Source organism: Cupriavidus sp. OTU4054, assembly GCF_038440175.1.
Lineage (GTDB): Bacteria > Pseudomonadota > Gammaproteobacteria > Burkholderiales > Burkholderiaceae > Cupriavidus > Cupriavidus pauculus_D.
Window position 1 is genome coordinate 254720 of the sequence record NZ_JASATF010000004.1, and the last position, 15855, is coordinate 270574.

Sequence of the window (15855 nt, forward strand, 5' to 3'; positions counted from 1 at the left end):
ACGTTTCGGCCTCAGCCGTTGAAACCCTTGCCCTCGGCGGCCAGCGTCTTGAGCAGACCCGCGGGCTCCCACGCTTCGCCGTGATAGCCGCGCGCGTAACGGTGCATCGCCTGCACGACGTTGAACAGGCCGACCTGATCCGCGTACAGCATCGGGCCGCCGCGGAACAGCGGGAAGCCGTAGCCGGTCAGGTACACCATGTCGATGTCCGAAGCCTTCGACGCGATACCCTCTTCGAGAATCTTGGCGCCTTCGTTCACGAGCGCGAACACGAGGCGCTCGACGATCTCCTCGTCGGAGATCTTGCGGCGTTCGACGCCGGCCTCCTTCGAGTTCGCGACGATCATGTCGTTGACCTGCTGGTTCGGATACGGCTTGCGGTCGCCCGCCTTGTAGTCGTACCAGCCCGCGCCGGTCTTCTGGCCAAAGCGGCCCAGTTCGCAGAGCTTGTCGGCGGTCTTCGAGTACTTGAAGTCGGGACGCTCCACCGCGCGGCGCTTGCGGATGGCCCAGCCGATATCGTTGCCGGCCAGGTCGCCCATGCGGAACGGACCCATCGCGAAACCGAACTTCTCGATGGCCTTGTCCACCTGTTCCGGCAGCGCGCCTTCGTCGAGCAGATACCCCGCCTGGCGGCTGTACTGTTCGATCATGCGATTGCCGATAAAGCCGTCGCAGACGCCGGACACGACGGCGGTCTTCTTGATCTTCTTGGCGACCTGCATGACCGTGGCCAGCACGTCCTTGCCGGTGGCCTTGCCGCGCACCACTTCCAGCAGCTTCATCACGTTGGCCGGGCTGAAGAAGTGCATGCCGACCACGTCCTGCGGACGCTTCGTGAAGGCGGCAATCTTGTCCACGTCCAGCGTCGAGGTGTTGGAGGCCAGGATCGCGCCGGGCTTCATCACCTCGTCCAGCGTCTTGAACACGGCCTCCTTGACGCCCAGCTCTTCGAACACGGCCTCGATCACGAGGTCCGCATCCTTGATGGCGTCATAGGACAGCGTGGTCGTCAGCAGCGCCATGCGCGCTTCCACCTTTTCCGGCGTCAGCTTGCCCTTCTTCGCGCTGTTGTCGTAGTTCTTGCGGATCGTGGCCACGCCGCGGTCGAGCGCTTCCTGCTTCGTCTCGAGCATCGTCACGGGAATGCCCGCGTTCAGGAAGTTCATCGTGATGCCGCCACCCATGGTGCCGGCGCCGATCACGGCCACCTTTTCGACCTTGCGCACGGGCGTGTCCGAGGGCACGTCCGGAATCTTGCTTGCGGCACGCTCGCCGAAGAACGCGTGGCGCAGCGCGCGCGACTCGGGCGTACCCACGAGGAACATAAAGCCTTCACGTTCGGCCTTCAGGCCGGCTTCGAACGGCTTCAGCGAAGCGGCCACGGCATCCACGCAGCGCGCGGGCGCCGGAAAATTCCTGGCCACCGCTTCCACAGTATTGCGCGCGAACTTCAGGAAGCCTTCCGGATTCTCGTGCCGGACCTTGAGGTCGCGCACCTTCGGATACGGGCCGGGCGCCGCGGCAACGTTCTGCGCGAACTTCACGGCAGCCGGCAGGACGTCGCCGTCGACGATCTCGTCGAACAGCTTCGAGCCCGCGAACTTTTCCGACAGCACCGGCGTACCCGACACGATCATATTGAGGGCCTGCTCGAGGCCGATCAGGCGCGGCAGGCGCTGCGTGCCGCCCGCGCCGGGCAGCAGGCCGAGCTTGACCTCGGGCAGCGCGATCTGCGCGCCCTTCGCGGCCACGCGATAGTGGCAGCCGAGCGCGAGCTCCAGCCCGCCGCCCATGGCCACCGTATGAATCGCCGCGACCACGGGCTTCGTGGACGCTTCCAGCGCGCGGATGACCGAACCCAGCGTCGGTTCCTGCGTGGCCTTGGGGGTATTGAATTCGCGAATATCGGCGCCACCGGAGAACGCCTTGCCGGCGCCCGTGATCACGACGGCCTTCACGGCGCCATCGTCCAGCGCGCGCGTCAGGCCTTCCACGATGCCGAGCCGCGTGCTGTGGCCGAGGCCGTTGACGGGCGGATTGTCGAGCGTGATGACGGCCACGCCGTCCTGAACCTGATACTGCGCTGTCATGCTGGTTCCTTTGGTCTGGGTTGTCTCGGATGCGAAGGCGCGCATCGTGAATCGTTCTGCATGGTTCTGTACTGCGAGCGGGGACAAGCATACACAGAAAAGCACGGTCGTTCAATTTCCCGCGTCGTTCCCGATTCGCGCGTGCGGTCGCCGTTGGCGGGTTGGCACCGCCAGCATGCGGGCGCTGCATGACGCCCGTTGGCGGCGTTCATGGTGAGCCGCGCCGGCGGCGTCGCCACTACGGGAGAACCCTGAGCAAACGCGGCGCTTCATGGCCCTCGCGTCACTCGGACGCGCAATCTCGCGAAAATTTGACGCCACCGTCTAATCTTGCCGGACGGGTCGCGCTAGACTCGCGGCTTTTCGTTTTCGGATCGCCCGAAGGCACCCACAAGGTGCCGCGATCCCGACGACAGCCATCACAGCGACCCTGATGACAGCTCACCAGCATCCCACCGTCGAGCACGACGACCTCCAGCGCAAGCTCGGTGCCCGCCACCTCACGATGATCGCGATAGGCGGCGCGGTCGGCACCGGCCTCTTCGTCGCATCCGGCGCATCCATCGCCCAGTCGGGCCCCGGCGGCGCGCTGCTCGCCTACTGCGTCATCGGCCTCATGGTCTATTGCCTGATGACGAGCCTCGGCGAACTGGCCGTGCATATGCCCGTGGCCGGGTCGTTCGTCACCTATAGCGCGCTGTACGTCGAGGAAGGCTTCGGCTTCGCGCTGGGCTGGAACTACTGGTTCAGCCTGGCCGTGACCATCGCCGTGGAACTCACGGCCGCGCAGCTCGTCATGCAGTACTGGTATCCGGAGATACCGGGCGTGGTCTGGAGCGCGGGGTTCCTGCTGCTGATGTTCGGGCTCAACGCGTTCTCGGTGCGCGGGTTCGGCGAGGCCGAATACTGGTTTGCGCTGATCAAGGTCGTGACGGTCGTGATCTTCCTGATCGTGGGCGTGCTGATGATCTTCGGCATCCTGCGCGGCGGACCGCAATCGGGCTGGCAGAACTTTACGATCGGCGACGCGCCGTTCGTCGGGGGCATACCGGCGATGTTCGCGGTAGCCATGATTGCGGGATTCTCGTTCCAGGGCACGGAGACCGTCGGCGTGGCCGCCGGCGAGGCCACCGACCCCGCCCGCACGATTCCACGCGCGATCCGCCAGACGTTCTGGCGCATCCTGCTGTTCTATGTGATCGCGATCCTGATCATCGGCGTGCTGATTCCCTATACCGATCCGAATCTGCTGCGCAACGACGTGACCGATATCGGCGTGAGCCCGTTCGCGCTGGTGTTCCGGCACGCGGGCCTCGCGTTCGCGGCCGGCCTGATGAACGCCGTGGTGCTCACCGCGCTGCTGTCCGCGGGCACCTCGAGCATGTACGTATCCACCCGCATCCTCTACGGCCTGGCCGTGAGCGGCCGCGCGCCCCGGGCGCTGGGAAGGCTGACGCGCGCGGGCGTCCCGCTGAACGCGCTGTTCGTCACCACGGCCATCGGCGCGCTATGCTTCTTCAGCTCGCTGTTCGGGGACAAGACCGTCTACCTGTGGCTGCTGAACACCTCGGCGATGACGGGCTTCTTCGCGTGGTTCGGCATCGCCATCAGCCACTACCGCTTCCGCCGCGGCCTGATCGCGCAGGGCTACAAGGTCTCCGACCTCGCGTACCGCTCTCCGCTCTACCCGTTTGGGCCGATCTTCGCGGGCATCCTGTGCCTCGTGATCGTCGCGGGGCAGAACTATCAGGCGTTTACCGACATCCCCAACCGCTGGCACGACATCGTGGCGACCTATATCGGCGTTCCGATGTTCGCGGCGCTATGGCTCGGCTACCGGCTGGTCAGGAAGACGCGCCTGATTGCGTACGAGGACATGCCGTTCGAACTGCCGCGGCGCGACGTGCCCTGAAACGCCTTGGGGCCACTCATGGCACCTGCGCGAACGCCGCGTCGATCGTCACATGCACGGCGTCGCCGACGCCAGGGAACCAGGTCGACAGCCCAAACTTCCGCAGGCTGATGTCCCCGGCCGCCGCGAATTCCAGCCGGCCGTCGTTCGGTGACTCGATGGCGCCGGGCACCTGCGTCACCAGAAAATCCACCGGGCACACGACACCATGCATCGTCAGGTCGCCGTGAAGCCAGCCACTGCCCGCCCGGTCTCGCACAAACCGGGTGCTGACGAAGCGGATCTCGGGGTAGTGCGCCTCGTCGAGCATGCCACTGCCCCGTACGATCGGTGACAGAAAGCGCGGGCGGGTCTCCACGCTCGCGACGTCGATCGTGACCGCCACCTGATCGGCGTCACCGCCGACGCCCTGCTCCAGTTGCGCGTCCACGCGCGTAAAGCGCATCCGGAGCGGTTGATGGGACACGTCCACCACGAAGAAGACGTTCGCGCGCTGCAGGACATAATGGGCCGGCAGCAAACCCGCGTCGGCCGGTCGCGCCTGACCAACCGCTCCTGCCAGCAACGGGAGCGAGGCAAGGACGATCCCCGCGATACCCGCCATGGCGCGCGCACGGACATGCAGGCTCACGATGCGTCCTCGCGCGGGCCTGCGTGCGTGCCGAGCTTGTCTCCGAGCACGCGCCTGACCGAGACATAGAACACGGGAATAAACAGCAGGCCAAGCACCGTCGCCGCAAGCATGCCGCCGATGACGCCGATGCCGAGCTCATGGCGGGACGCCGCGCCGGCGCCCGTCGATACCACGAGCGGGAACACACCGAGGATAAACGCCATCGAGGTCATCAGGATCGGGCGCAGGCGCAGTCTTGCCGCGGCCACGACCGCGTCGAAAAGGCTCAGTCCGCGCGCCTGTCCTTCGACGGCGAACTCGACGATCAGGATCGCATTCTTCGCGGCCAGGCCGATGACGGTGACGAGGCCGATCTTGAAGTAGATGTCGTTCGGCACGTTTTGCCACAGGCAGAAGACCAGCATGCCGAGCATCCCGATGGGCGCGACCAGCAGTACCGAGGCAGGAATCGACCAGCTCTCGTAGAGCGCGGCCAGGCACAGGAACACCACGACGATGGAAAGCGCCATCAGCGTGGTCGCGGAGGATCCGGCCAGCAGTTCCTGATAGGACTGCCCCGTCCAGTCCGCGGCGAAGCCTGGCGGCAGCTTCTGGTCGATGATGTTCTGGAGCACCTGCATGGCCTGCCCCGTCGAATAGCCCGATGCCGGATTGCCCACGATCTCGATCGCGGAATAGCCGTCATAGCGCGGTTGCACGGTGGGCGCGACGGCCCAGTGGGTGCTGACCACGCTCGATAGCGGGACACTGTTGTAGGGGCTGACCAGCGTGTTGGCCGCCGATGGGTTCACCGGTGCGGGCGTCGGCGCCGTGGTGGACGCGGGCGCGGGCGCGGGCGTAAACAGATGCCGGAATGCATCGATGCCCATGCGGAATGGCGCGTCCGCCTGGATGTACACGCGCTTGACCCGGCCTCCATACGTGAACTGGTTCACGAAGAACGGCGCCAGTTCCATCTGAATCGTGTTGTAGACGTCCGTCAGCGACAGTCCCATCGACTCCGCCTGCGTGCGGTCCACCGCGATGCGCAGTTGCTGCGCGCTCGGCAGCGAGTTGGCGCGGATGCCGTAGAGGTCGGGGCTCTTGCCGGCTTCTTCGAGCAGCGTTTTCTCGGCGGCCTCCAGTTGGTCGCGCGACTGCCCGCTCCTCGCCTGCAGGTACATGTCGATGCCGCCAAACTGGCTCAACCCGCGGATCGTCGGCAGATCGGTCGCGAAGATCTGCGCGTCGGTGACGCCATGCAGGATCTGGTTGACCTGCGGAATCAGCGCCATCGCGCTTTGCGATCGCTGGCGCCAGTCGGTCAGCTTGATGAACGTCATGCCGACGTTCTCGCTCGTGCCGACGAAGCTGAAACCCACCGGCTGGAACATGGCGCTGATGTCCTTCCCGATCGGGCTGTGCAGAAGCTTGTCGCGGACTTCGCCCATGACGCGCCGCGTACTGGCCAGCGTCGACCCCGACGGCAGGTTCACGAGCACGAGGATAAAGCCCTGATCCTCGTCCGGCACGAAGCCCGTCGGCAGCTTCGTGTACAGGAAGCCCGCCAGCACGACGAACAGCACGAAGCCCACCATCCATCGCGGCGCATGACGGACGGCGCGAGTGACGTGGCCAAGGTAGGTGCGCGACATCCACCCGAAACCGCGATCGAACCAGCGGAAGAACGGACCCTTCTTGTCGGGGTGGACCGGCCGCAGGATGGCGGCGCACAGCGACGGCGTGAACGACATGGCCAGGAACGCGGAGAAGATCATCGACACGGCGATGGTCAATGCAAACTGGGCGTAGATGATGCCCGTGGCGCCCGGCTGCAGCGCGGACGGTACGAACACGGCCGACAGCACCACCGTGATCGCGACGATGGCGCCCGTGATCTGCCGCATGGCCTTGTGCGTGGCGGCTTTGGGCTCGGTGCCCTCCTCGCTCATGATGCGCTCGACGTTCTCTATCACCACGATCGCGTCGTCGACCACGATGCCGATCGCCAGTACCATGCCGAACAGTGTCAGTTGGTTGAGCGTGTAGTGCAGCAGCGAGAGGCCGATAAACGTGCCCAATAGCGCCACGGGAATGACGAGCGTGGGAATGATGGTGGCGCGAAGGTTCTGCAGGAACACCAGCATCACGACGAACACGAGCGCGATCGCTTCGATCAGCGTGTGAACCACATCGGTGATCGAGGCCGTGATGAATGGCGTCGTGTCGTAGGGCACGCTCCATGTCACCCCGGCGGGCAGATCGCGGGCGAGCGACGCCATCTGTGCCTTGACCGCATTGGCGACCGACAATGCGTTGGCGCCGGGCAGCAGAAACACGGCCATTCCGCCGGCGGGCTTGCCGTCATAGACCGGCGCGATCCCGTACGTCTGCGCGCCGAAGCTGACCCGCGCCACATCGGAGAGCCGCACCGTCGTGCCGTCGCTTCTCGACAGCAGGATGATGTCGCGGAACTGTTGCAGCGACGAGAACAGGCTGTCGCCCGATACCGTTGCCGTGAAGACCTGCCCCTTCACGGCCGGGTCCGCGCCGAGCGACCCCGCCGCGAACTGCGCGTTCTGGGCGTTGACGGCGTTCAGCACCTGCGTCGTCGACAGCCCATAGCCCTGCAGCTTGTCGGGATCGATCCAGATGCGCGCCGCATATTCCGAGCCGAGCAGCGTGGTGTTGCCCACCCCGCTGACCCGCCCGATCACCGGCTGGATCTGCGACGCGAGGATGTCGCTCAGCCGCGGCGCGTCCACGGCGGGACTGTTCGAGCGCAAGGCGATGAACATCAGGATATCCGGACTGGCCTTGGCCACGACGACGCCCTGCTGGGTCACCTGCGCGGGCAGCAGCGGCGTGGCCAGCGTCACCTTGTTCTGCACCTGCACCTGCGCGATATCCGGGTTGGTGCCGGTAGCGAACGTCAGCGTGATGACGGTCTGGCCGTTGGCGCTCGAGTTCGAGCTGAAGTACAGCAGGTTGTCGATGCCGGTGAGCTGCTGCTCGATGACCTGCGTCACCGTCGATTCCATCGTCGCCGCGCTGGCGCCGGGATAGTTGGCCGTGACGGTCACCTGCGGCGGCGCGATCTCCGGATACGAGTCGATGCCCATGCTGCGCATGGCGATGGCACCGAACAGCGAGATGAGGATGGCGACGACCCACGCGAATACGGGTCGGTCGATAAAGAAGCCAGCCATGCATACCTCCTACTTGCGCACCGAGACCGGGCCGCCTTCGCGTACGGCCTGCAGGCCTGTGACGATGACCCGATCGCCCTGAGCGAGGCCTTGGGTGACGATCCAGTCGGTACCCTGACTGCCGTCGGTCTCGACATCCTTGCGCACGGCGTTGTTATCGGCGCCCACCGCCAGCACGTAGGCGCCGCGGGTATCGCGCAGCAGCGCGGGCTGGGGAACCAGGAAGACACCGTTCCGGCGGCCGAAGTCCGCCGTGAGCGTGACGTACATCCCCGGCAGCAGCAGGTGCCGCGGATTGGAGACCAGCGCCCGCAGGTTGACCGCGCCCGTGGTCGCGTTCACGGCCACGTCCGAGAAGTCGAGCGTACCGGTGTGGTCGTAGGGCGCGCCGTTGGGCAGACTCACCTGCACCGTCGTCGCGTTCTGGCTGGCCAGATCGACCCCGCCATGGTCCGCGGACTGGCGCAGCGACGTCAGGTCGGCGGAACTCATGGTGAAGTTCACATAGACCGAGTCGATCTGCTGGACGGTCGTCAGTAACGTGCCCGCCGTACCGGCATCGTTGGTGCCGTTGCCGACGACCGCGCCCGCCGTCACCAGCTGCTGCCCGGCGATGCCGGCAATCGGCGATGTCACGCGCGTGTAGCCCAGACTGATGCGCGCGCTCTCCACCGACGCGCGATCCGCCTGGACGCGCGCGGCGGCACTGCGCTCGGCCGCATCCGAGTTATCGACGGTCTGCTGCGATACCGATCCCACCGGCAGCAATGCCCGGTTTCGCTCGGCGGTGACGCGATCGTCGACATAGGTCGCCTGGTCCTGCGCGAGTTGCGCCACGGCGCTGTCGAGCTGCGTCCTGTAGAACGACGGGTCGATCTCGAAGAGCACCTGCCCTTCCCGCACTGCCGTGCCCTCGGCATAGACGCGCTTGTCCAGCACGCCCGAGACGCGCGCCGTGACGTTGGCGCTGTAGAGCGGGGACAGCCGGCCGACGAACTGACGGGTCAGCGGGATGCTTTGCGCGTGCGCGGCCAGGACGTCCACCGCCGGCGGCGGCGGCGCCGGGGGCGCGCCATGGGAACAGGCGGCAAGCGTGGCGGCGGCAAGAATGGAAAAAAGCGTGGAAACCAGCGCCCGACATGGAGACAACTTCATGGCAAGGCCTCCCAACCGCCGCCGAGGTTCTTGATAAGGGTGACGTCGCTCTGTGCGAGCGCGGACTGGGTATCGCGCAGGCTCTGTTCCGCCTCGACCAGCACGAGCTGCTGATCGAGCAGATCCTCGACGCTCGCGGTACCGATACGGCGCTGCGCCTGCACGCTGGCGAATAACTGGCGGTTGCGCGCCAGGATGTCCGCCGAGGATGCCGCCTGCGCGCGAAGATGGTTCAGCGACGACAGGCTGTCTTCGACGCTCTGGAAGGCGGTCAGCACGGTGTTGCGATACGTGGCCACCTGCTGGTCGTAGCTCGCGCGCGCCACGCTCACCTCGGCACTGCGCTCTCCCGCATCGAAGATCGTGGCCGCGACATCGGGACCGAGTGTCCAGAAGCGGCTCGGCAGCGAGAACAGCCGCGCGAACGTATTGCTCTGGAAGCCGCCCTGCGCGGATAGCGTCAGCGTCGGAAAAAATGCCGCGATCGCCGCGCCGATCTTTGCATTGGCCGCGGCGGCCAGGCGTTCGGCGTTGACCACGTCGTACCGCCGCTCCAGCAACTGCGATGGCAGTTCCAGCGGCACATCGGGGGCGCGGAACGCATATGCGGTGTCCGGTGCGATCGACAATGCGGCCGGCGGTACGCCCGTCAGTACGGCGATGGCATGCTCGTCCTGTTCGCGCGCGATCCTTGCCGCCTGCAGGTTCTCGACCACCGCATCGAGCACGTCCTGCGCGACCAGCACGTCATTGCTCGATGACGCGCCCTCGCGGAAGGATGCCTGTGTGATCTCGAGCAGGCCGCGGTCGATATCCTGCTGCCGCTCCAGCGAATGGATGTCGTAGTCGGCCTGCCGAAGAGCCAGATAGTCGATCACGACGCTGGCTGCGATCGACAGCCGCGCACCGGCAAGCTCGGCATCGCTGGCCTGTGCGCTGGCCTTGGCCGATTCGATCTGGCGCCGGATCGCGCCCCACAGATCGAGTTCCCACGAGACCGCGGCGCTCGCGCTCAAGCTATTGAAGACGCCGGTGCTTGCCGTCCTGCCGATCGACGAGGTTCCCGCGCCGGCCTGTGTCACGCCCGTACCGATGCCCGTGCGCGTGCCGGAAGCGCCCGCCGTCACGATCGGAAACAGCGCGGCGGTGTTCACCTGCACGGTCGCCAATGCCACGCGATACGCGGCCTCGGCGGCCGCGATGGACTGGTTGGCATCCAGCGCGCGCTCGACGAGTCCATCGAGCGTCTTGTCCCGATACTGGCGCCACCACGTACTCGATATCGACGCCTCCGGATTCGCGTGCGCGCGCTGCCAGCTGACGCCTTCCTTGAAGCCCTGCGGGATTTCCACCGCGGGCCTGCGATAGTCCGGGCCAACGGCGCACGCGCCGAGTAACAGGGCCAGAGACATGGCCAAAAACCGGGCCAGCGCGAGCGACGCGCCGCCGCGCGCGGGCCGCCGGCATGCCGTGCTTGCCTGGCGGCGTTCCTCCGGGGTTGCGTCCAGCGGTAACATATCCGTCGCCGTCCGGTCAGTTCAGACGCTTCGGTTCGCCATCCTCGGCATACCAGTCCGGCGTCTTCCCGGAGGTATTGATCGTGACCGCGCGCGGCTCGCTGAACTGGTCGAACGACTCGACGCCCGTCTCGCGACCCACGCCGCTCTGCTTGAAACCGCCCCACGGCGAGGCGGCGTCGAGCCGGTGATGGTCGTTGATCCACACCAGGCCGAACTCGAGCTTGCCCGCGATACGATGCGCGCGCGCGACGTCCTGCGTCCACACCGATGCCGCGAGTCCGAACCGCGTGCCATTGGCGATGCGCAGTGCGTCGGCCTCGTCCTCGAACGGCATGACCACGGTCACGGGCCCGAATACCTCTTCCTGGCAAATCTCGGATCGCGGGTCGGCGTCATAGAGAACCGTCGGTTCAAGATAGAAGCCTCGCGCGAAAGCGGCCGGTGCGCGGCCGCCCGTCAGCACCTTCGCGCCGTCGGCTTCCGCGCGCTCGAGCATCGCAAGGATGCGCCGGCGTGACCGTTCGGATATCACCGGGCCGAGCTGTGTCCGGGCATCCGAAGGGTCGCCGATACGAATGGCGGCCACTTTTGCCTGAAAGCGCTCGAGAAACGCGCGGTAGATCGATCGCTGCACGAGAATGCGCGCGCCGCAGACGCAGGTCTGTCCGGCGCCGATAAAGGCGGCGAACGCCGCACCGTTGACCGCGCGCGTGAGATCGAAGTCGTCGAACACAATAGCGGCACCCTTGCCGCCCAGCTCGAGCGTCGTCATGGCGAAGTTGCGCGCCGCCGCTTCACCGATGGCGCGACCGACTTCCGTGCCGCCTGTAAAGACGATTTTTCGCACCAGCGGATGGCTGGCCAGCGCCGCGCCGGTTTCACTGCCGACACCGTTCACCACGTTCACCACACCGTCCGGCACGCCAGCCTCGCTCAACAGACGCACGAGCCGCACGGTGGTGAGCGGCGTCTGCTCGGACGCCTTGATCACCACGCTGTTGCCCGTGGCCAGCGCGGGCGCGAGACTCTTGGACAGGATCATCAGCGGGTGGTTGAACGATGTCATCAGGGCGACCACGCCGAGCGGTACGCGCTGTGTGTAGCAGAAATATGGACTTTCCACCGGAATGACGTCGCTGCGGCGCGTGAGCGCGAGCGCGGCGAAGTACCGGTAGAACTGCGGCAGGCGCGCGATCTGCGCGCGCGTTTCGTTGATCGGCCTGCCGTTGTTGAGCGTTTCGAGTCGGTACAGGTGTTCGAGGTCTGCCTCGAACAGGTCCGCGAAGCGATCGAGCACGCGCGCCCGCTGCGGAACCGGCATATCGCGCCACACCCCGCTCTCGAACGCCGCATGCCCCGCGCGGACCGCGCGGTCCACATCGTGTGCAGATGCCACGGCGAGCGCGCCGATGGCATCGCCCGTGGCCGGGTCGACGATTTCCAGCGTACGTCCGTCAGGGGCCTGCCCCCACTCGCCATCGATGAAGAGCAGCGCCTCGTGGCGCAGTGGTGTATCGGAGTCCATGGAAATATCCTTCAATGACCGGCACGCTGCATGATGCGGAGGCTCGTCGCGGTAAGCAGTTCCGTCGCACAACGGAAGTTCTGCTCGACCGAGCCTTCTTGCGCGGCCTGGAAAAATGCCTTGCACTGGCGTGCACCGGCGTCGTCGATGCCGACCACGCGCGCGATCAGCGCGTCGGTCTCTGCCTGCAGGCGTGCCGGCGCCACGATCTGCGTGATCAGGCCCGCCTGCAGCGCGTCGGCGGGCGTCATGGCGTCGCCGAACAGCAGCATGGGAAACAGTTGCTTGGGGCGGCCGTAGTTGCCGAGGTAGGCCATGATGGCGGCCGGCGGCAGGCCTTTGCGCATTTCGGGAAAGCCGAGGGATGCGCGCGACGACACCAGCGTGAAGTCGCAGAGAATCGCGATGCCGAACCCGAATCCCAGCGCGTCGCCCTGGACCTGCGCGACGGAGATGAGCGAGGTGGAGCGCAGCAGGCGTTTCAGTTCGATCAGGCGGCTGACTTCGGCGTGCAGCGTCTCCGCGTCGCGCCCCGCTCGCTCGCGACCGGCACAGAAGACGTCGCCTGCCGCGCGGAGGCGCAACACACGCGCGGTCGGTCGTTCGACTTCCGCGCGCAGCGCGGCCACCATCGCCTCGAACATGGGCGCCGTCACTTCGTTTCCCGCCTCTGGACGATTGAGGACGAAGGTCAGGACGCTGCCCGCGCGCTCGATCAGCACGGGCGGTGAATACGATGCTGGTGCCATATTGGCTCCCAAAGACGCGATGGTGTATACTTCGAATACCCTGTATACAGGGTATGCACAGACTCGGGAGAAGTCAATGTCCGCATCGAGAACCGAAGGGAAGGCGCTGACGCTGGAAGCCATTGCGAGCAAGTATCACGAGCGTCTGCGGACGCCGGCGGGGTTCAGCGACTCGTTGAGTGAAGCGCTGGTCGTGCCTGCGTTGCGCGAGGCAATCGTCGAGGGGGTCCTGCCGCCGGGCAGCCGGCTGTCGGAGGTCCAGATCGCCAAACAGCTCAATGTGAGCCGCACGCCCATGCGGGAAGCGTTCGTCCAGCTGGAGCGCGAAGGCCTCGTGACGATCCTGGCGCGCGTGGGCGCGCATGTGCGAACCGTCACGCGCCGGGATGTGGAGGAGATCTATACAGTACGGGCGGCGCTGGAGTGCCTGGCGGTACAGGAAGCCGCGGCGCGCATCACGCCGCTGGGCGCGGCCCAGCTCGACGATGTCCTGACCGCCATGCGCGTGGCGGTGGATGCGGGCGATGCGACAAGCTACGTCGACGCGCTCGACCGTTTCTACACGATCATCATGGCGATCGCGGACAACCGAACGCTGCAGGAGACCCATCGGAGCCTGATGGGACCGGTCAGGCGGCTGCGCCGCATCGCGATGGTGCGCGGGGGCCGCATGCGCGCCTCGTTCGACCAGTCCGTCCGCATTCGCGACGCGATCGTCCAGCAGTCCACGGACGTTCAGGACCTGATGCGCGAACAGCTGCGCGGGGCCTGCGCTGCGGCGCTCGATGTCCTGGAGCGGGCGGCTGAATGAATTCGGGACGGGACGGTTCGGCGGCGACTGGGGGACGTTCGCCCTCCTCTTCTTCGCGCCGGACCTGTCCTTCATGGGGTAGATGCACTGACTTTTCCGAACCGCCAGACCATCGCCGCGTTTCACGCGCACGCAACACTGCCGCCCTACATTCGGTTCTTTTCTCGAGGATCGAATATGTCTTTCCAGATGCGTGCCATCGCGATGGCCAGCGCGATGGCCAGCGCGATGTTCCTGCTCGGCGCGTGCGGTGGCGGCGATGACAATGGCGGCACCAATGCGGGGACGCCCGCGACCACGCCGCTGCAGGTGCCGCCCGCGCCCGCGGATGCCGGCTTCGTGGATAGCGCGCCCGTGGCGGCGTCGGCGGTACCGCTCGTCGACACGATCGCGACCAATCAGCGTGGCGATGCACGTTATGCGACCGTCGACACCAATGCCGGGGTCCGGCTCGTTCGGGGCTTTCTCGATGTCTGGGAGCCGCTGACGCGGCTGGTCGATGCGGGCTCGCCGGCCGCGGCCAATGGATCGTTCCCTGCCGTCGCGGCGTCCACGTGGACCGGCCTGCCGAATGACGGCACCGCGGGCGGATCCGTGACCAATACCGTCGCGCACAACGCGAACATCCAGTACGTGATCGACGCCACCACCCGGCGCACCGCCGCGCAGGCGGAAGCCGCCTATTTTGACGATCGCCGCGGCAAGAACTACAGCGTGACGGACGGCATGGGTCCGCTGACCGAGGCATGGCGTGCCGCCGCGCGTCAGACCACGACGATCACGAGCATTCCGGCCGACGCCACCACGGTCAAGTACGACGACGGCGGCAACAATAGCGGCGTGGCGGGCGCGACCAACACCACGTTCGGCGACGTCATCACGATGGTCAACAAGGTCGGCGACAACGCGTCGACCGAACCGGCCAAGCGCTTCTACAAGTACGCGCGGCCGTATCGCTGGAGCACCAGCGTGATCGTGGCACCGACGCTGGTGCCGGCCATCAGCGCCGATCCCACCATCGATGGCGGCTTTATCAGCGGCCACACGGCCGAGGCCCTGCGCAATGCCGTGGTGATGGCCTACCTCGTGCCCGAACGCTTCCAGGAAATGCTCAGCCGTGGCATGGAGCTCGGCGAGAACCGCATCCTCGCGGGCATGCATTCCCCCATGGACGTCATCGGCGGCCGCATGCTCGGCATTGCCTCGGCGGCCGCCAACCTCAATGCGCCAGCCAACGCCACGCTCAAGGCGGCAGCCTACAATCAGGCCCATACCGCGCTGATGGCAGCCACCGGCACGACAGCGGCGACGTTCCGCGCGTTCGCGCAATCGGGCAACGCCGGCAATGACCGGTTTGCCGACTACCCGGCCAACAAGGCCAACTTCCTGCGCCGCATGACGTTCGGGCTCCCGCAGATCGGCTCGACGACGGCGGACCCGGTCGTGCCGAAGGGTGCCGAGGTCATGCTGGAGACCCGCTTCCCGTACCTCAGCGCCGACCAGCGCCGCGTGGTCCTGAAGACCACCGAGGTCGCTTCGGGCTATCCGGTCATGGACGATGCCGAAGGCTGGGGACGCCTGAACCTGTTCGCCGCCGGCGACGGGTATGGCGCCTTCAACGGCAATGTGGCCGTCTCGATGGATGCGAGCAAGGGCGGCTTCAACGCGAGCGATATCTGGCGCAACGATATCGCGGGCGCGGGACGGTTCACGCTGGGCGGCACCGGTACGCTGAAGCTTGCTGGCACGAACACGTATTCGGGCGGTACGCAGGTGGCGGGCGGCGTGCTGGGGGCGGCGTCGGCCAAAGCCTTCGGTACCGGCGACGTCTACCTGGGCGCGGGCTCGGTCGTGATCGACGCGCCAGAGAGCGTGGCGATTGCCGGCAAGTACACGATGCTGGCCAACACCACGCTGGAACTGCGCGTCGGCCCCAACGGCCAGGGCCGCATGACTGTGGCGGGCATCACCACGATCGCCGGCGGCACGCTGCACGTCGCGTTTGCCGACGGCTACAAGCCACGGGCCGGCGATACCATCGCCGTGATCACCGGTAGCAGCGTCAAGGGCCAGTTCACCACGGTCGCGGTCGATGGCTACAAGGCAACACCCGTCTACACCGCCAATGGTGTGCAGATCCGTATCGACGGTTAAAGCCCTCGCACGAACGTCCAGAGGACGACATCAAGAAGCTCGCAGGCCCGCGTCAAAACGCGGCGAAGTGACGTGGACCTGCTTCCATTATCATTCGCGTGGACATTCGACTTA

The 15855-nt window shown here is 66.4% G+C and carries 10 protein-coding genes; 3 read left to right on the forward strand and 7 right to left on the reverse strand.

Going from position 1 to position 15855, the window contains the following annotated elements; genetic code table 11:
• Nucleotides 1–11 precede the first annotated feature (11 nt).
• Complete coding sequence (locus AAHB16_RS07615; protein ID WP_342050523.1) at nucleotides 12–2093, reverse strand: 3-hydroxyacyl-CoA dehydrogenase NAD-binding domain-containing protein; 2082 nt, start codon at nucleotides 2091–2093, stop codon at nucleotides 12–14.
• 433 nt (nucleotides 2094–2526) lie between these two features.
• On the opposite strand from AAHB16_RS07615, the gene AAHB16_RS07620 reads away from it, so the two are divergent.
• A complete protein-coding gene (locus AAHB16_RS07620; RefSeq protein ID WP_150371562.1) occupies nucleotides 2527–4005 on the forward strand; it encodes an amino acid permease in 1479 nt (492 codons plus the stop codon).
• A 16-nt stretch (nucleotides 4006–4021) separates the two neighbouring features.
• On the opposite strand, the gene AAHB16_RS07625 is transcribed toward AAHB16_RS07620, so the two are convergent.
• The 6 genes from AAHB16_RS07625 to AAHB16_RS07650 form a co-directional block, all read right to left on the reverse strand.
• The gene (locus AAHB16_RS07625; protein ID WP_223851424.1) at nucleotides 4022–4636 is read right to left on the reverse strand and encodes a YceI family protein; all 615 of its coding nucleotides are present in this window, start codon (nucleotides 4634–4636) and stop codon (nucleotides 4022–4024) included.
• Entirely contained in the window at nucleotides 4633–7827 is a 3195-nt protein-coding gene (locus AAHB16_RS07630; RefSeq protein WP_342050524.1) for an efflux RND transporter permease subunit, read from the reverse strand. Before AAHB16_RS07630 ends, AAHB16_RS07625 begins: the two co-directional genes overlap by 4 nt.
• Nucleotides 7828–7836: 9 nt before the next feature.
• Nucleotides 7837–8982, reverse strand: a complete 1146-nt coding sequence (locus AAHB16_RS07635) for an efflux RND transporter periplasmic adaptor subunit (RefSeq protein ID WP_342050525.1) — start codon at nucleotides 8980–8982, stop codon at nucleotides 7837–7839.
• Nucleotides 8979–10394, reverse strand: coding sequence for an efflux transporter outer membrane subunit (locus tag AAHB16_RS07640; RefSeq protein WP_342050526.1), 1416 nt, complete (start codon nucleotides 10392–10394; stop codon nucleotides 8979–8981). Before AAHB16_RS07640 ends, AAHB16_RS07635 begins: the two co-directional genes overlap by 4 nt.
• Nucleotides 10395–10515: 121 nt before the next feature.
• Nucleotides 10516–12027, reverse strand: coding sequence for an aldehyde dehydrogenase (locus AAHB16_RS07645; RefSeq protein ID WP_342050527.1), 1512 nt, complete (start codon nucleotides 12025–12027; stop codon nucleotides 10516–10518).
• A gap of 11 nt (nucleotides 12028–12038) precedes the next feature.
• Complete coding sequence (locus tag AAHB16_RS07650) at nucleotides 12039–12776, reverse strand: enoyl-CoA hydratase/isomerase family protein (protein ID WP_342050528.1); 738 nt, start codon at nucleotides 12774–12776, stop codon at nucleotides 12039–12041.
• 76 nt (nucleotides 12777–12852) lie between these two features.
• Between AAHB16_RS07650 and AAHB16_RS07655 the strand changes: the two genes are divergently transcribed.
• Both AAHB16_RS07655 and AAHB16_RS07660 read left to right on the forward strand, forming a co-directional pair.
• Nucleotides 12853–13587 (forward strand): GntR family transcriptional regulator, encoded by a 735-nt coding sequence (locus AAHB16_RS07655; RefSeq protein WP_342050529.1) that lies wholly within the window; start codon nucleotides 12853–12855, stop codon nucleotides 13585–13587.
• Between the two features lie 177 nt (nucleotides 13588–13764).
• Complete coding sequence (locus AAHB16_RS07660; RefSeq protein WP_342050530.1) at nucleotides 13765–15741, forward strand: phosphatase PAP2 family protein; 1977 nt, start codon at nucleotides 13765–13767, stop codon at nucleotides 15739–15741.
• The last annotated feature ends 114 nt before the right edge of the window (nucleotides 15742–15855 follow it).